Origin of the sequence: Tenacibaculum sp. 190524A05c, assembly GCF_964036595.1 — a bacterium.
Classification (GTDB): Bacteria; Bacteroidota; Bacteroidia; order Flavobacteriales; family Flavobacteriaceae; genus Polaribacter; species Polaribacter platacis.
Genome location: NZ_OZ038523.1, coordinates 2,151,947 through 2,168,482, shown reverse-complemented (window position 1 = coordinate 2,168,482; position 16,536 = coordinate 2,151,947). Strand labels below are relative to the sequence as shown.

Annotated in this window: 18 protein-coding genes; 10 read left to right on the top strand and 8 right to left on the bottom strand. The window is 32.1% G+C overall.

Annotated elements, in window-relative coordinates; genetic code table 11:
• Positions 1–5: 5 nt before the first annotated feature.
• Together gpmI and ABNT61_RS09400 are read right to left on the bottom strand one after the other, a co-directional pair.
• Complete coding sequence (gene gpmI, locus ABNT61_RS09405; RefSeq protein WP_348743017.1) at positions 6–1,523, bottom strand: 2,3-bisphosphoglycerate-independent phosphoglycerate mutase; 1,518 nt, start codon at positions 1,521–1,523, stop codon at positions 6–8.
• Between the two features lie 102 nt (positions 1,524–1,625).
• The gene (locus ABNT61_RS09400; protein ID WP_348712809.1) at positions 1,626–1,904 is read right to left on the bottom strand and encodes a hypothetical protein; all 279 of its coding nucleotides are present in this window, start codon (positions 1,902–1,904) and stop codon (positions 1,626–1,628) included.
• Positions 1,905–2,167: 263 nt separating this feature from the next.
• On the opposite strand from ABNT61_RS09400, the gene ABNT61_RS09395 reads away from it, so the two are divergent.
• Both ABNT61_RS09395 and ABNT61_RS09390 read left to right on the top strand, forming a co-directional pair.
• On the top strand, positions 2,168–2,947 hold the full coding sequence (locus tag ABNT61_RS09395; RefSeq protein WP_348723939.1) for a hypothetical protein: 780 nt from the start codon (positions 2,168–2,170) through the stop codon (positions 2,945–2,947).
• 365 nt (positions 2,948–3,312) lie between these two features.
• Positions 3,313–4,029, top strand: a complete 717-nt coding sequence (locus ABNT61_RS09390; protein ID WP_348743016.1) for a hypothetical protein — start codon at positions 3,313–3,315, stop codon at positions 4,027–4,029.
• 56 nt (positions 4,030–4,085) lie between these two features.
• On the opposite strand, the gene ABNT61_RS09385 is transcribed toward ABNT61_RS09390, so the two are convergent.
• Positions 4,086–4,868 carry a M48 family metalloprotease gene (locus tag ABNT61_RS09385; protein WP_348723936.1) on the bottom strand — a complete coding sequence of 261 codons (783 nt, stop codon included), beginning with the start codon at positions 4,866–4,868 and terminating at the stop codon, positions 4,086–4,088.
• 112 nt (positions 4,869–4,980) lie between these two features.
• Between ABNT61_RS09385 and ABNT61_RS09380 the strand changes: the two genes are divergently transcribed.
• Both ABNT61_RS09380 and ABNT61_RS09375 read left to right on the top strand, forming a co-directional pair.
• Positions 4,981–6,738 (top strand): aromatic amino acid hydroxylase, encoded by a 1,758-nt coding sequence (locus tag ABNT61_RS09380; protein WP_348743015.1) that lies wholly within the window; start codon positions 4,981–4,983, stop codon positions 6,736–6,738.
• Position 6,739: 1 nt separating this feature from the next.
• Positions 6,740–7,051 carry a rhodanese-like domain-containing protein gene (locus tag ABNT61_RS09375; RefSeq protein ID WP_348712802.1) on the top strand — a complete coding sequence of 104 codons (312 nt, stop codon included), beginning with the start codon at positions 6,740–6,742 and terminating at the stop codon, positions 7,049–7,051.
• 83 nt (positions 7,052–7,134) lie between these two features.
• Here ABNT61_RS09375 and ABNT61_RS09370 read toward each other — a convergent pair whose 3' ends face one another.
• Positions 7,135–7,455, bottom strand: a complete 321-nt coding sequence (locus ABNT61_RS09370; RefSeq protein ID WP_348743014.1) for a hypothetical protein — start codon at positions 7,453–7,455, stop codon at positions 7,135–7,137.
• Between the two features lie 236 nt (positions 7,456–7,691).
• Here ABNT61_RS09370 and ABNT61_RS09365 point away from each other — a divergent pair, with 236 nt between their 5' ends.
• Complete coding sequence (locus ABNT61_RS09365) at positions 7,692–8,336, top strand: porin family protein (protein ID WP_348743013.1); 645 nt, start codon at positions 7,692–7,694, stop codon at positions 8,334–8,336.
• Here the strand turns inward: ABNT61_RS09365 and ABNT61_RS09360 are convergent.
• The 4 genes from ABNT61_RS09360 to alaS form a co-directional block, all read right to left on the bottom strand.
• Positions 8,333–9,283, bottom strand: a complete 951-nt coding sequence (locus ABNT61_RS09360; RefSeq protein WP_348743012.1) for a GSCFA domain-containing protein — start codon at positions 9,281–9,283, stop codon at positions 8,333–8,335. The genes ABNT61_RS09365 and ABNT61_RS09360 overlap by 4 nt on opposite strands.
• 9 nt (positions 9,284–9,292) lie before the next feature.
• Entirely contained in the window at positions 9,293–9,775 is a 483-nt protein-coding gene (gene rraA, locus ABNT61_RS09355; RefSeq protein ID WP_348742276.1) for a ribonuclease E activity regulator RraA, read from the bottom strand.
• Positions 9,776–9,781: 6 nt separating this feature from the next.
• The gene (locus tag ABNT61_RS09350) at positions 9,782–10,411 is read right to left on the bottom strand and encodes a hypothetical protein (protein ID WP_348743011.1); all 630 of its coding nucleotides are present in this window, start codon (positions 10,409–10,411) and stop codon (positions 9,782–9,784) included.
• Positions 10,412–10,486: 75 nt separating this feature from the next.
• A complete protein-coding gene (gene alaS, locus ABNT61_RS09345; RefSeq protein WP_348743010.1) occupies positions 10,487–13,102 on the bottom strand; it encodes an alanine--tRNA ligase in 2,616 nt (871 codons plus the stop codon).
• Positions 13,103–13,232: 130 nt separating this feature from the next.
• On the opposite strand from alaS, the gene ABNT61_RS09340 reads away from it, so the two are divergent.
• The 5 genes from ABNT61_RS09340 to ABNT61_RS09320 are packed head-to-tail and all read left to right on the top strand — an operon-like array spanning position 13,233 to position 16,488.
• Positions 13,233–14,201 carry a M23 family metallopeptidase gene (locus tag ABNT61_RS09340; protein ID WP_348743009.1) on the top strand — a complete coding sequence of 323 codons (969 nt, stop codon included), beginning with the start codon at positions 13,233–13,235 and terminating at the stop codon, positions 14,199–14,201.
• A gap of 27 nt (positions 14,202–14,228) precedes the next feature.
• Positions 14,229–14,561: a MerR family transcriptional regulator gene (locus ABNT61_RS09335; RefSeq protein ID WP_348743008.1), complete on the top strand. Its 333-nt coding sequence runs from the start codon at positions 14,229–14,231 to the stop codon at positions 14,559–14,561.
• A 16-nt stretch (positions 14,562–14,577) separates the two neighbouring features.
• A complete protein-coding gene (locus ABNT61_RS09330) occupies positions 14,578–15,186 on the top strand; it encodes a LemA family protein (protein ID WP_348723926.1) in 609 nt (202 codons plus the stop codon).
• The gene (locus tag ABNT61_RS09325) at positions 15,187–15,624 is read left to right on the top strand and encodes a TPM domain-containing protein (protein ID WP_348743007.1); all 438 of its coding nucleotides are present in this window, start codon (positions 15,187–15,189) and stop codon (positions 15,622–15,624) included. It begins immediately after the preceding gene.
• A complete protein-coding gene (locus ABNT61_RS09320; protein ID WP_348723924.1) occupies positions 15,625–16,488 on the top strand; it encodes a TPM domain-containing protein in 864 nt (287 codons plus the stop codon).
• The last annotated feature ends 48 nt before the right edge of the window (positions 16,489–16,536 follow it).

Genomic DNA, 16,536 nt, shown 5'->3' with positions numbered 1-16,536 from the left:
TTCAATTAAACTAACGGATGTTGTGTCATTTCTTTTGGTTGCTCAACTCCAATTAATTTTAAAATAGTTGGAGCAATGTCTCCCAAAATACCATTTTTAATTGACTTTAATTCCTTGTCCACTAAAATTAACGGAACTGGATTCGTAGTGTGAGCAGTATTTGGAGAACCATCAGGATTCTTCATAGTCTCACAATTTCCATGATCTGCAATAACAAGTGTAGTGTAATTATTTTCTAAAGCAGTTGTTATAATTTCATTTGTGCATTGATCCACAGCTTCACAAGCTTTAACGGCAGCATCAAAATCACCAGTATGTCCAACCATATCTCCATTAGCGAAATTCAAACAGACAAAATCTACTTCTCCTTGCTGTAATTCAGGAATAATAGCCTCTTTAATTTCAAAAGCACTCATTTCTGGTTGTAAATCATATGTAGCTACTTTCGGAGAAGGGCATAATAATCGCTTTTCACCTTCAAATTCCTTTTCTCTTCCTCCTGAGAAGAAAAATGTTACGTGAGGATATTTCTCGGTTTCTGCAATTCGAATTTGTTTTTTACCAGCATTGGCTAAAACTTCACCGATAGTGTTCTCAATATTTTTATTATCATAGATTACCTTAATTCCTTCAAAAGTATCATCATAATTAGTCATTGTTACATAATACAATGGAAGCTTTTTCAAATTATGTTCTGGGAAATCTTGTTGATTTAAAGCTTGAGTTAATTGACGTCCTCGATCTGTTCTAAAGTTGAAGAAAATGATAACATCATCTTCCTTTATCGTTGCTTTTGGTTGATTGTTATCATCAACCATAATGATTGGTTTTATAAACTCATCAGTTACATTATCAGAATAACTTTTTTCAATACTATCTGATGCATTTGTAGAATGCTCCCCCTCACCTTTAACTAAAGCATTATAAGCTAAAGCAACTCTTTCCCATCTATTATCTCTATCCATTGCATAATAACGTCCGGTGATAGAGGCTAATTCAGTAGAAGTTGAACTCATGAAGTTCTCAATATCTTGAATAAAACCTTTTCCAGATTTTGGATCAGTATCTCTACCATCTGTAAAAGCATGCAAGAATACATCGTTAAGACCAAACTCATCTGCTGCTGTAATTAATCCTTTTAAATGATTGATGTGCGAATGAATTCCTCCGTCAGAAACTAAACCTAATAAATGAACAGTTTTATTATTTTTTTTTGCAAATTCAAAAGTGTTTACCAAAGTAGCTTCAGATGCTAAAGTATTGTCAGTAATCGCCTTATTGATCTTAGCAAGATTTTGATATACAATTCTTCCTGCTCCTAAATTGATATGACCAACTTCTGAGTTTCCCATTTGTCCAACAGGTAATCCAACATGTTCACCGTCAGTTCTTAATTCAGAATGTGGATACTTATTATATAAAGAATCTATAAAAGGAGTATTTGCTTTGTCAACAGCTGATACTTCAGGGTTAGGTGAAATTCCCCAACCGTCTAAAATCATTAAAATTACTTTCTTGTCCATTAGATTGATTTCGTTTGGAGAGTAAAAGTAGTAAAGATTTAGAACCTAAAGCTAAAATTTAACGAAACCGATTGCGAATGATTAAAATCGGTTTAGATCCGTTTATAATTTAATTTTCAACTGAGTTAAAAAGACAAATATTCCAATAGCAATAACCAAGATTCCAATTCCGTTTATTAGCAATTTTTTTCTGTTTTCCTTTTGAATTGAAATTCTAATTTTTTGTAGTTGTTCTTTTGACGCTTCTTTATCGAAGACTAATTTATCGTGATTTTTAGTTTTTTTGTTGTGATCTTTTAAAGTGTCAAAAGTGCTTTTTCGATCTCGTTTATTGTTTTTTAATGTGGTAATCATAGCAGATACCGTACCTCCAAATCCCATAGCAAATGATTTAATAATTTACTTATTAGTGTCTAAGTTGTTGAAAACGTTACGTTTTTGTTTTGGGTTTTGATTTTTTTAATTAAAACTTTTGTGTTTCATTTTTATTTGTACATTTGCAGCCCCAAAAAAATAAGATAGTGTTTGTGACTTTTTTAAAATTATTGCATCAAACATTAGTGTAAATAAAGAATAAAATTAAAGTACAGTACAAAATGAGAATATTTAAAATTTTCCCAGCGCTTTTATTAGTGTGTTTAAATATGCAGTTATCGTTTGCTCAAGAAATTTCTAGAGAAAACAAAAAACAAATTAAAGTTCAAGAAGAAGAAATTAAAGTTAATGAAGAAATGCTAGTTTCTGGGGTTAAAGGATTAACTAGAATTAAGAACAGATTAGAAAAAGATAAGAGTAAAAAGAGAATCTCAAAAACTGAAATTGAAAGAAAAGAGAAAATTATTAGAAGTGTAGAGGCGAGGCTAACAGATTTAGAATCGAAAATCACTAAACAAAAATCTGAACTTGTTGCATTCAAGAAAAGTTTAGATATCAAAGTAGAGGAGAAGGAAGTAGTAGAGGTAAAAGAAGTAGTTGCTAAGGAAGAAACTTCTGATTTAAAAGAGCAAGAAGAGAAATTAAAGTTAGCTAAAGAAAAGTTAGCTCAAGAGATTAAGGCAAGTCAGGAAGCTTATGCGAAGCAACAAGAAGAACTTCGTAAAAAGAATGCTGAGTTAACTAAATTGAATAATAAAATTCAAGCTGAAAAGAAAGCTATTCAGGATAAGAAAATTGCTGAGAATAGAGAGAAGATAATGGAGTATGAAGATGATATCAGTGTTAATGAAGAGATTTTAATTAGTGGAAGAGAAGGTTTAAAGAGAAAGAAAGATAAACTAGAAGCAGCAAAAATTGATGGTTCTTTATCGAAAGAATCAATTGCTAGAAGAACTTCAGTTATAGAAAGAATTGAAAAGAGATTAAATAAGATAGAGAGAGAGATAGAAAGCAAAAAAGATGCTATTAAAAAGCTAAAAGGAGCTTAATTTTCACATTTTGTTAAAACCAAAAAAGACTGATGCGTTCTGCGTCAGTCTTTTTTTATTGTCTGATTTTCAGTGGTTAAAATTGGTTTTTGGTTTTTTTTTATTACATTTGAGAGGAAGAATACATCAAAAAATAGTTTATTTCTACATTTTATTGTTTGAGTAAACATGTTATCTCCCCCTAGTAATTCCTAATCGAATTTCTTTATTCTTATTCCCCCGCAACAAACAGTATTGAAACAATTCGTTGTTTTATTTCCTTCCCCCAATAGGACTTTTTAATATCCTTTTTAAGGATATCGTGTTTAAGTTTATCCAAACTTTAAAATAGTATAAGTGTAAGTTACAATTTAAATGTTTTTATTATGAAAGTATTTAGAGCCACTGTTATTTGTTTAGCAGTATTATTGTCAAGTGGTATCGCTTATTCCCAAAAATCAACAACATCGATACAAACACAAGAAGCGGAAATTAAAATTGATTTAGATAAGTTAATGACTGGTTTTGAGAGTTTACAAGAATTAGTAGACCAATTAGATCAAGACAAAAGAAAAGGAGAAATCTCTATTGCAGAAATTGAAAAAAGAGAAGCTGAAATAAGTACTTTGGAAAACAAGCTCATCGTATTAGATAATAGTATTGCTCAGAAGAAAGAGAATTTAAAAAAGCTTAAAGCTTCTGTTCAACTTGAAGAGCAAACCAAAATAGCTGTTCAAGAACAGAAAATAGAAGAAAAACCAAAAGTTGCTGAAGAGGTAAGTACTACTAAAGAAGTAGAGACTATTACGAACGATGTTGCAGAAAATGAAGAAATTGAGGCTGCTGATAAGCTTCGAAATCATAGAAGAAGAAGTAAAGAAGTTGTTCAGTTACAAAATAAGATCAAACTGAATGATAGAATTATTCATCTTCGAAAAAATGAATTGAAGAAAAAGAAAGAAAAAATGAAACAATTAGATATTGGAGAATCAGTTTCAGAAGTTTCACAATTAGTAGCAGATATTAAAAAGTCGAAAAAATGGCTATCTAAAATTGAAACTGAGAATAAAAAACTAAAGCAAAAACTGAATAGTTTAAACTAACTAATTCATAAAAAAAAGCTTGATTCATATTGTGTTTGAATCAAGCTTTTTACTTTTTATCTGCTATACTTACGTATGGCTTCTTTTATTTTTTGAATTCTATTTTCAGGATCGGGATGTGTACTTTGGAATTCAGGAACTCTATTTGGTCCAGCTGCCGCTTTTAGTACTTCCATAACATTTATTAAATATCTAGGATCATAACCTGCGTCCAACATAAGTTTTACTCCTAAATCATCACTTTCTAATTCGTCTCCTCGTCCATTTTTAAGTAAAGTATTTTGCCCAACGCTATTGGCTAAACTTCCTAAGTCAGCTCCAACAGAAGCTCCCATAGTAATTAACTTCCAGAAATTAGCCTCACTAATTCTTTCATTCGAATGTCTTCCTAAAACATGACCGATTTCATGACCTAAAACTCCAGCAACCATATCTTCACTTATTTTTCCGGAATTATCAGTTAATCTAGAAAGTAAGGCATAAGTAATAAAGATTTGTCCTCCAGGAAGTGCAAAAGCATTAATGGTTCTTTCGTCTCTAAGCAAATGGAATTCGTATTTATATTCAGATCGTTTAGCAATAGAATTATCCACTAAACGCTGACCAATTTTATCAATGTAAGCTTGATAATCATTGTTTGGATACAGTCCACCATGCTGTTGAGCCATAGATGGTGCTTGTTGTAATCCAATTGCGATTTCTTGTTGAGTACTTAAACTTATTGTTTGTACTTTTCCGGTGTAAGGGTTTTCTTGTCTTTGACTGCATTTTCGTAGGTATGCAAATGCAACAATTACGAGACCAATTAATAGTCTAAATTTCAATCCTCCTCTTCTCATTTCTAATGGTTTTTTGTGATACTAGTAAAGATACAAAATTCAAAATTTTAAGGTTTATTTATTTTCAAATGAGTATTTTTATGCTTACAAACAACCCTAAGATTTTTAACTTATGAAAACTCACTTTGAGCTTAATGAAGTTACTAAGAAGTTGCCGAAACATTTGCACAAATTTGTAGTACAGCAACCTTATGATGAATATACTCCTCAGAACCAAGCAGTATGGCGTTATGTGATGAGAATGAATGTAGATTATTTGGGGAAAGTAGCTCATAATTCTTACCTAGAAGGATTAGATAAAACAGGGATTTCTGTGAATACCATTCCAAGAATGGAAGGAATGAATAGAATCTTAAAAGAAATAGGTTGGGCTGCAGTTTCAGTAGATGGATTTATTCCACCTAATGCATTCATGGAATTTCAAGCGTATAACGTACTGGTAATTGCTTCTGATATGAGAACTATAGATCATATTAAGTATACTCCAGCACCTGATATAATTCATGAAGCTGCTGGTCATGCACCAATTATTGCTAACCCTGAATACGCTGAATATTTAAGACGATTTGGAGAAATAGGAGCAAAGGCAATTTCTTCAGCTCGTGATTATGAAATGTATGAAGCAATTCGTTTACTTTCTATTTTAAAAGAAAATCCTAATTCTACTCATAAAGAAATTCAGGAAGCTCAAGAAAAGGTTGAGTGGTTACAGAATAATATGGGAGAACTTTCTGAAATGGCTCAAATCAGAAACTTACACTGGTGGACGGTGGAATATGGTCTTATCGGAACATTGGAGAATCCTAAAATTTATGGAGCAGGTTTATTATCTTCTATAGGAGAAAGTAAATGGTGTATGCAAGATTCAGTAAAGAAATTACCATATACATTAGATGCTTCAAATGTTTCCTTCGATATTACAAAACCGCAACCACAATTATTTGTAACTCCAGATTTTGCGCATTTAAGTTTAGTGTTAGAACAATATGCAAATACTATGGGAATTCGTAAAGGTGGATTAAGTGGAGTTAAGAAACTTATAGATTCTAAAAACCTTGGAACTATTGAATTGTCAACAGGAATTCAAATTTCAGGAGTATTTTCGAATGTAATTACAGATTCAAATAACAAACCAATTTATATCCAAACTACTGGAGGAACTGCGCTTTCAAATCGAGACAAAGAATTGATCGGACACGGAATAAATTATCATAAAGAAGGATTTGGAAGTCCAATTGGTAAATTGAAAGGAATTAATATTCCAATTGAGAATATGAGTCCTAGAGATTTAGAAGCTTATGGAATTTATGAAGGTAAAACCGTAAGTTTAGAATTTGAAGGTGGTGTTAAAGTAGAAGGTGAAGTAATTACAGGAACAAGAGATTTAAGAGGTAGAATCTTATTGATTTCTTTTAAGAATTGTACTGTTACTCATTTCGATACCGTTTTATTCCATCCAGATTGGGGAATTTACGACATGGCTGTTGGTGTAGATATTGTTTCAGCATATGCTGGCCCAGCAGATGTGAATTCTTATGAGGATTTAGGTAAGGTTTCTGAAACCAAAACACATAAAATTAACTACTCTGATTCTGATCGAGAATTGTATGGTTTATACGATCAAGTTCGACAAATGAGAGAAGAGAATACAATTTCGGAAGAAGTCGTTTTAGGTATTTTTAGTATTGTTCAAGATAAGTTTAATAACGATTGGTTGTTGGCATTAGAATTGTATGAGTTATCTGTAGAAAATAACTATAGCACTCAAAACGAAATAAAAGCATATTTAGATAATCTTAAAGTAGATGAAGAGTACTCTAGTTTGATTAATGATGGATTATCTATAATATATAACGAGCAAGTAGTTTAAAATGAAATTATTTAATTTATTATTTAGAAAGAAAAATATGGCAAATGAAATTCAAGAGTACCTAGGTAAAGGTGCAGTTGTATTAGATGTTAGAACGTTAGCTGAGTGGAATGAAGGACATAGCGAAGGAGCTAAGCATATTGTTTTAGATACAATTCCTAACAATGTAGAAGAGATTAAATCTTGGGATAAACCCGTAATTGCTGTTTGCAGAAGCGGAGGAAGAAGTGGACAAGCTACGGAATTTTTGCAAGGTCATGGAGTTGATATTATCAATGGAGGACCTTGGGGTAATGTTGATCAATACCTATAAAGATTTGAAAAGAGTTTAAATAGAAAAGAGATGCAACAATTTGCATCTCTTTTTCATTTACTTACTATGAACATGCTTAGTGCTTATCTATAAGCAACGGCAACGTTTTCTGCTCTAAAAGAAGTTACATTCCCCCAAATTCCAACTCCTGAATAAGCAATTGCATTACCCTCAGCAGCAAAAGTTAATGTTCCTTCAGATTTCATATCTGTTGCTTCTAAATTAATTTTAGCAATACGATTAGCGTTATCTAAATTATAACTCTGACTAGTTACAACACTTCCACTCTTTAAAAAATCTACTTTTACAACAGCTGATTCTCCGTTGAAATCAGTAGAAAAGTTTAATTGAGTCATTGGCTCTTTAGCTGTAGTCGAGTAAATTGTTGATGTTACATTTCCCATTTTATATAAGTTTTAAGGTTAGTTTCAATTTAGTATGTTTAGAAAAGCAATTTTGGCTTTCTTGAACACTTCAAATATCTGAACTAATCGTCACGAGAAAATGAAAAATAGAATGAAGAAGGTATTTATTGGAATAAAATGGAAGTTATCAGGAATTAGTTTTTAAAATAAAGGAATCATTAATTGATTTTCTTGTTTTATTAGTTAGTTATGATTTCTTTTGTAATAAAAAAGCTATGAAATTTTCAAAACTACTTTTCCTAACCTTTGGTTTAATTTGTTTTACAGGTTTATATGGTCAAAATAAGGTTAAACTTGGATTACACGCTGGAGTAACTTATTCATCATTGAGATTTGAAGACGATATTGTTTCTGAACATGATTCTGAAATAGATTATTTATTTGGTGTAAATGCCAATATTTATCTAAGTAAAAGATGGTCTTTTCAAACTGAAATCAATTACGAAAGAAAATTAGTAAGTGTATTTTCTCCTGAGTTTGTTCTGAATGGACAGGTTATAAATAGTTTTAGGATTTACGATCTTTATGAATTCGTGACGATTCCTTTAACTATACAGTATGATTTTAGTGATAAGAGTCCTTTCTATGTTAAAGGTGGTTTTTTTGCTTCTTATTTCCTAAAGGCTAGAGAAAGAATAAATGAAAGAGAGTGGAGCGATGATTTATCTCAATATTTTTCTGAATTTGATTCTGGTATTTCATTAGGAATAGGTAAAATTTTTGATATAAGTGAAAGGTTCAGTTGTTTCATGGAGCTAAGAAATCATCTGGGAACTGTAAGTATAGAGAGTGAACCTCATTTTGAGTATACAAAAACGAATTCGTTAAGTTTTATTTTTGGTTGGCAAATCAAAATTTAAAATCTCATAAATGAAAATTCTTTTTGTAACTGCTCTTGTTTAAATTTTAGTTTGTCCAAGAACTTTTGATGAGCTTCAGAATTAGGATTAAAAGGTTTGTGAGTAATTCCTTTTTGGATTTCTTCAACTCTTTTCATGGTTGATAATGAAGATTCATTAAACCAACTATACACGAACTTTTCCCATATATAATGAATAGCCGTTTGGTTAGGATGGATCATATCTTCTTTGTAAAAACGATAATCACGTAGTTCATCCATCATAATTTCATACGAAGGAAAATAATGAATATTTTTTCTAGGTTCGATTACATTATGAATTCCAGCAATTAAATGCGATTTACTTTGTTGATTTTGCAGAAAACCATCTTTTACATGTCGTACAGGAGAAACCGTAAAAATTATAGAGGCATTAGGATTTATTGATCGAATTAAAGCTGTGATACTTTCTAAACTTTCAGTTACTTCATCAACCGATAGCAGTTCTTTTAAAAATTGCTTTTGCGGAACTTTATGACAGTTTGCAACTATCTTATCAGAACTTATATATCTGTAAACCCAAGCCGTTCCTAAGGTGATTATAATGTGCGTTGAGTTGGTAAGTTGTTCCTTTGTTGTTTTTACAGCTTCATTTAAGTTATGAAGCAGTTCTTTTTTATCGTTGTTGCTTAACTGAGAATGTGCATCAAAACAATGCCAACGTTCATTTAATTCGAATATATCTTCTTCTGTATATTCTTTAGCGTTAATTGAGTTTAAAATTAAACGTTCAATAGCTTTTGGATGAAACAAAATTCCTAATGGATTTTGAACTGATTGAAACTTATAATATGAAAGTTTATTCCCAATGTTTTCAGAAAAGCATGAACCTAAAAGGAACAACTTAGAAGTATAATCAATTTGATGATGAGCTTCTTTCTGAAGAGGTATTTGAGTTTGTAGATTCATATCTAAAAGTTAAACTAATTTTGTTTTTGAGACTACAATTCCGTCCTCATCACAATAAATATAATGACCAGGAGTAAAGTCTATATCCGCAAAAGAGACTTTAACATTCACTTCTCCTTCAGGAATTTTTATACTTTTTCTCGGTGTCGTATTCAGTGCTTTTACACCGATGTCCATAGTGGCTATTTCTCTACTATCGCGAATACAACCAAAAATCACAACTCCGTTCCAGTTGTTTTTAATTCCCATTGCGGCTAAGTTATCTCCCATAAGCGCACAATTTAATGATCCTCCGCCATCTACTACCAAAACTTTTCCTGTTCCGTCAGTATTAAGAGTTTGTTTTACTAATGGATTTTTTTCAAAACATTTTACAGTTACAATTTCACCATGAAAGTTCTTTTTAGCTCCATAATCTTTAAAACCAATTGGAGTAGCTACTTGAAGTAGATCAATAAAATCATCGCATAAATCGGCCGTATAAATATCCATGTTCTTTTAGTTAGAGGAATTCTGAGCTAATTTAACTGAAATTTCTGGTACTCTTTTATTGAAATAAGATTTGATGTTTTGAAAATCTGTTTTGTCCAAGGATAAGAATAGTAATACTTCTTTTGTGTCTTGTTTCTGAATGTGAATTTGATTCGGATAGACTTCTAAAGATATGATTTCATCAGTTTTGAAAACTCGTTCTTCTTTACCGCTTTTATAGGTGATGTTTTCATTTTTAATTTGAAATGAGGTAGTTTTACTAAGAAATGAACCACTGATAAGCGCAACGAGAATTATTAAGAGAATTAAGATAGCGTTAGTACTATATTCATTAATTAGAAAAGCGTATGCTAAAAAACCAACAATTAAAATAACTGTGAAACCTACGCTCGTGTCCTTGTGCGCATAATCGTTTTCGCTAGGAATGAAAACAGTTTCGTTTTCTCTTTTCGTTGGAGTAAGAGCTTTATAAATAAAATAGAGTAAGACTAAAATTAATACCCCAGTAATAATTGGTTTTGGAATTTTATCAAAGTAATAATCAAATTCTTCTTTATAAATTCTAGTTAAAATATTGGCAGTTATAAAGGCTATGAAACCTAAATTTCTTTTACTAAATAGATCATTCTTTTTCATATTTCAAAAATAAAAAAAAGTCTAAAACTGAAATTTCAATTTTAGACTTTAATCCTAATGAGTTTATATTCGATTCTATACGATATAATCTTTTGCACGTTCTAATGCTTTTGGAATTCCTCCTGGATTTTTACCTCCAGCTGTAGCGAAGAAGTTTTGGCCACCACCACCTCCGTGGATAAGTTTTCCTAATTCTCTAACTACCTTACCAGCATCATAACCTTTTTCATTGGCTAAATCTTTAGAAATATAACATGTTAACATTGCTTTTTCGTTAGATGGCGCTGTTGCAAATAATACAAAAAGATTATCAACTTCACCTCCTAATTCAAACATGATGTTTTTGATGCTTCCTTGATCTAAATCTACTTTTGTAGCTAAAAAGTTTACACCATTAATTTCAGTGATTTGATTTTTTAAATCACCTTTCATGTTTTTAGCTTTATCTTTTAAAAGTTGTTCTATTTGCTTTTTAAGTGCAGCATTTTCATCCTGTAATGAACTAACAGACTTAGCTACATCTTTAGGATTCTTAAGTAAAGCTTTTACTTCTGAGAAATTACGTTCTACATTTTCAAAGTATTCTCCCACAGCAACATTTGTAATGGCTTCAATACGACGAATACCTGCAGCAACAGCTCCTTCTGATTTTATTTTGAAATACCAAATATCTCCAGTTTGTTGAACATGTGTTCCTCCACATAATTCCATCGATTGTCCGAAACGAATTGCTCTTACACTATCTCCATATTTTTCTCCAAATAATGCAATAGCTCCTTCATCAATTGCTTGTTGCATTGGAATATTTCTCTTTTCCTCTAAAGGTAAGTTTTCACGAATTCTAGCATTTACAAATTCTTCGATTTCTGCAAGTTGATCTTTATCAACTTTAGAGAAATGAGAGAAGTCAAAACGTAAATAATCCGGACTTACTAAAGAACCTTTTTGTTCCACATGTGTTCCTAAAATTGTACGTAATGCTTGGTGTAATAAGTGAGTTGCTGTATGATTGCTTGCAGATAAGTTTCTGAATTCGTCATTTACAACTGCCTTAAACGTTTCGTTCAAGTTTTTCGGAAGATTCTTAGCAAAATGGATAATCACATTGTTTTCTTTTTTAGTATCAAGAATATAAATGATATCTCCATTTGAAGTTTCTAAATATCCTTTATCACCAACTTGTCCACCACCTTCTGGGTAAAACGGTGTCATGTTAAATACTAATTGATATTGATCACCATCTTTTTTAGTAGTCACTTTTCTGTAGCGTGTCAATTTAACATCAACTTGTAATGCGTCATAACCAACAAACTCTTCAGTTTCATCTTCAATTAAAACTACCCAATCTCCAGTTTCACTTGCAGATGCCGCTCTTGATCGATCTTTTTGAGCTTTCATTCCTGCATTAAACTCCTCTTCATTTATTTCATACCCTTTCTCACGAGCGATTAACTGAGTTAAATCTAACGGGAAACCGTAGGTGTCATATAATTCGAAAGCTTTTCTACCAGAAACTTCTTTTCCTTTAGTGCCTTCAATTACTTTGTCAAGTAGTAATAATCCTTGATCTAAAGTTCTTAAGAAAGATTGTTCTTCTTCCTTAATTACATTATGTACAAGAGTATCTTGCTTTCTAATTTCTGGGAAAGCATCTCCCATTTGATGAGAAAGTGTTTCTGCTAACTTGTAAATGAATGGTTCTTTTTTGTTTAAGAAAGTAAATCCGTAACGAATAGCTCTTCTTAAAATTCTACGAATTACGTATCCTGCTCCATTATTACTAGGTAACTGACCGTCCGCAATAGCAAAAGAAACTGCTCTTACATGATCAGCAATTACACGAATTGCAATATCAATTTTTTCATCTTTTCCGTATTCAATTCCAGTAATCGTCTCAATTTCTCTTATTAATGGAGTGAATACATCAGTATCGTAATTCGATTGAACTCCTTGTAAAACCATACAAAGACGCTCAAATCCCATTCCTGTATCAATATGTTTCGCTGGTAATTCTTCTAATGAACCGTTCGCTTTTCTATTGAATTGCATGAAAACTAAGTTCCATATCTCAACAACTTGCGGATGGTCTTCGTTTACTAAAGATTTACCGTTTATTTTATTTTTTTCTTCTTCTGAACGAATATCAACATGAATTTCAGAACAAGGTCCGCATGGTCCTTGATCTCCCATTTCCCAGAAGTTATCTTTCTTATTCCCCATTAGAATACGATCTTCAGAAATATATTCTTTCCAAATATCATACGCTTCTTGGTCCATTTTAGTTCCGTCTTTTTCGTCTCCTTCAAAAACAGTAACATATAAAATATCTTTCGGAATTTTATAAACTTCAGTAAGTAATTCCCAAGCCCAAGCAATTGCTTCTTTTTTGAAATAATCACCAAAACTCCAGTTTCCAAGCATTTCAAACATCGTATGGTGATAGGTGTCATATCCTACTTCTTCCAAATCATTATGCTTTCCAGAAACACGCAAACATTTTTGCGAATCAGAAATACGAGTGCTTTTAGGCGTGGCATTTCCCAAGAAATATTCTTTAAATGGAGCCATACCTGAGTTGGTAAACATTAAGGTTGGATCATTTTTTAACACCATTGGTGCAGAAGGAACAATTTCATGTTGTTTAGACTTATAAAATTCTAAAAACTTAGTTCTTATCTCTTGAGATTTCATTTGTTTTTCGTTAAAATATTTCTAATTGAGTGTAAAGAATGCTTATATATTGAAACATTTCATAAATTTGCACGTCTAACCTTATAAGTCGTTCTTTACTAAAGGACACAAAAATACTACATTTGGTCGTATGGCAAAAGTAAAATATTATTATGACCCAGAGACACTTTCTTACCAACAGATTGAGGTAAGGAAAAGGGATAAATTTAAGAATACAGTCATTGGTTTGATTGGTGTTGTTCTTGTTGCGTTTCTTGGTTTCGTAGTATTGAGTCAGTTTTTAGAATCTCCTACAGAAAAAGCGCAACGAAGAGAAATGGAGAACTTAAAACTTCATTATGAGCTTTTAAGTAAAAGAATGAAGGAAACTACGGATGTTCTTACTGATCTTCAGGACAGAGATAATTACATTTATCGAACTTATTTTGAAGCTAATCCTATTCCGGATGAACAACGAAAAGCAGGATTCGGAGGAGTTAATAGATATAAAAACCTTGAAGGTTTTGATAATTCTGAGATGATTAAGACCGTAACTATGGATTTAGATATTTTGTCTAAACAAATAGTAGTTCAATCAAAATCATTAGACGAAATTGTAGATTTGGCTAAAAAGAAGGAGAAGATGTTAGCATCAATTCCTGCAATTAAGCCAATTAAAAACGAAGATGAAACGAGAATGGCCTCAGGTTTTGGAATGCGTTTACATCCAATTTTAAAGTCGTGGAGAATGCATAACGGAATGGATTTTACTGCACCAACAGGAACTCCTATTTATGCCTCAGGAAATGGACAAATCACAAGAGCAAACAGAAGTGCAACTTTTGGAAAAGTTGTTTACATAGAACACGGTTATGGTTATAAAACCGTATATGCACATATGAGTAAAATTGTCGCAAAAAAAGGGCAAAAAGTAAAGCGTGGAGATTTGATTGGTTATGTTGGAAACACAGGACGTTCAGCAGCTCCTCACTTACATTATGAAGTGCACAAAAACGGAAGACCAATTAATCCAATTTACTACTACTACGGAGATTTATCTCCAGAAGAATTTATAGCGATGCAAAAAGCATCTCAAGAGCTACGTCAATCTTTTGATTAATTTGTAAATTGCAAATAAAAATCCCCGATGCACGTAGATTTACCTGAGAAAAGATACTACAAAATAGGAGAGGTGGCTAAGGCCTTTAATGTAAATGCATCTCTAATTCGTTTTTGGGAAGGAGAATTCGATATTATCAAACCTAAAAAGAATGCAAAAGGGAATCGATTGTTTACTCAACAAGATGTGGAGAACTTTAAACTGATATATAATTTAGTTAAAGAAAGAGGTTTTACGTTAGATGGAGCAAAGCAAAAGCTAAAGCAAAACCCAGAGAAGGCAGTAGATAATCAGGAAATAATTAGTAGATTAGAAGCGGTGAAAGCCGAGTTAATTAGGATAAAAAATCAATTAGAATAACAAAAAGAGAGAAATTATGAAAAAATGGTTAGTGCCATTATTGGTTATTGGTGCATTAGTTATGTATGCATATAGTTCAGGAAAAGGATTTTATAATTCTACTATTAAATTAAATGAAAATATTGAGGAAGCTTGGGGTAATGTTCAAACAGCTTACCAAAGAAGAGGTGATTTAATTGGGAACTTAGTAAAAACTGTTCAAGGAGCTGCAGACTTTGAAAAAAGCACATTAACTGATGTGATTAATGCAAGAGCAAAAGCAACACAAACAACAATTAACGCTGGAGACATTACACCAGATAAAATTGCACAATTTCAACAAGCTCAATCTGGATTAAGCGGAGCACTTTCTAAATTATTAGTGTCTGTTGAAAGATATCCTGATTTAAAAGCAAACCAAAACTTCTTGAAATTACAAGATGAATTAGCAAGTACTGAAAATCAAATTTTAACAGCAAGAACAAGGTTTAATAAAGCGGTAAAACCATATAATAATCACGTTAAGAGTTTTCCAAATAACATTTTTGCAGGATGGTTTGGTTTTGAAGATAAGCCATATTTTGAAGCAGATCCTGGTAAAGAAAATGCACCTGATGTTAATTTTGATTTTGGAAACAAAAAGTAAATGTCGAGCGTAGAAAAATTTCTATCCTTAGAAGAAGAACAAGAAATTGTTCAAGCCATTATAAAAGCAGAACGAGATACTTCTGGTGAAATTCGAGTGCATATTGAGAAAACAACCTCAATATCACATTTTGATAGAGCACTAGAAGTATTTCATAAGCTTAAAATGGATAATACTAAGCAACAGAATGCGGTATTGATTTATATTGCTGTTGATGATCATCAGTTTGTGATCTATGGAGATAAAGGCATCAATGAAGTAGTTCCCGGTAATTTCTGGGAAAGCACTAAAAATGTTATGCAAAGTTTGTTTAAAGAAGGAAAGTTTAAACAAGGAATAGTTGAAGGAGTTTTACAGGCAGGAAAAGAACTGAAAGCACATTTTCCTTGGACTACTGATGATGAAGATGAATTACCAAACGAAGTATCTAAAGGATAAATGAAAAAGATAAAATTTTTACTTTTTGTTCTGTTTCTCTGTATTGGAATACAACTTACAAACGCACAGTTTGAGGTTCCTGAGAAACCCGATTTTCAAACTAGTGTATACGATTATTACAAAAAACAAAATACTAATAATAAGGAAAGTAGAGGGTTATTAACCCAATCAGAGAGGTCTTATTTAGAAGATAAATTAGTTCGTTATTCTGATACTACTTCCACACAAATTGTTGTTGCAATTATAAATTCAACTAACAACGAAAGTATTGGGATTTTGACTCCAAGATGGGCACATGAATGGGGAATTGGACAAGAAGGAAAAGATAATGGTGTTTTTGTCTTATTAGCAAAAGATGATCGAAAAATATGGATTTCTCCTGGTTATGGTGTTGAGCACAAATTAACAGCAGGAATTAACGGTCAACTTATTCGAAATGTAATTATTCCTGAGTTTAAGAAGGGAGATTATTATAGCGGACTAGATAAAGGAACAGATGCGATTTTTGAAGTACTTAAAGGGACCTATAAAGGAACTCGAAAAAAATCGAAAAAGAGCGGAGGAAATTTTGCCTTTATAATTTTCATCATCATTATAATTGTCTTCTTTATTTTAATCTCACGAGGAGGAAGAGGAAATGGAGGTAGAAGATATCATTCAGATTCAGATTCACGAGACATTCTAGAAACCATAATTCTGAGTAATGCAGGTAGAGGTGGTTATCGACGAAGCGGTGGTTTCGGAGGCGGCTTCGGCGGCGGTTTTGGAGGCGGAAGCTCTGGTGGAGGTTTCGGCGGAGGCGGCTTTGGCGGCGGTTTCGGTGGCGGAGGTTTCAGTGGAGGTGGAGCTGGTGGAAGCTGGTAATCTTAAAAATTCATTAAAATATAATATTAAAGTTCCTGTATACAGGAG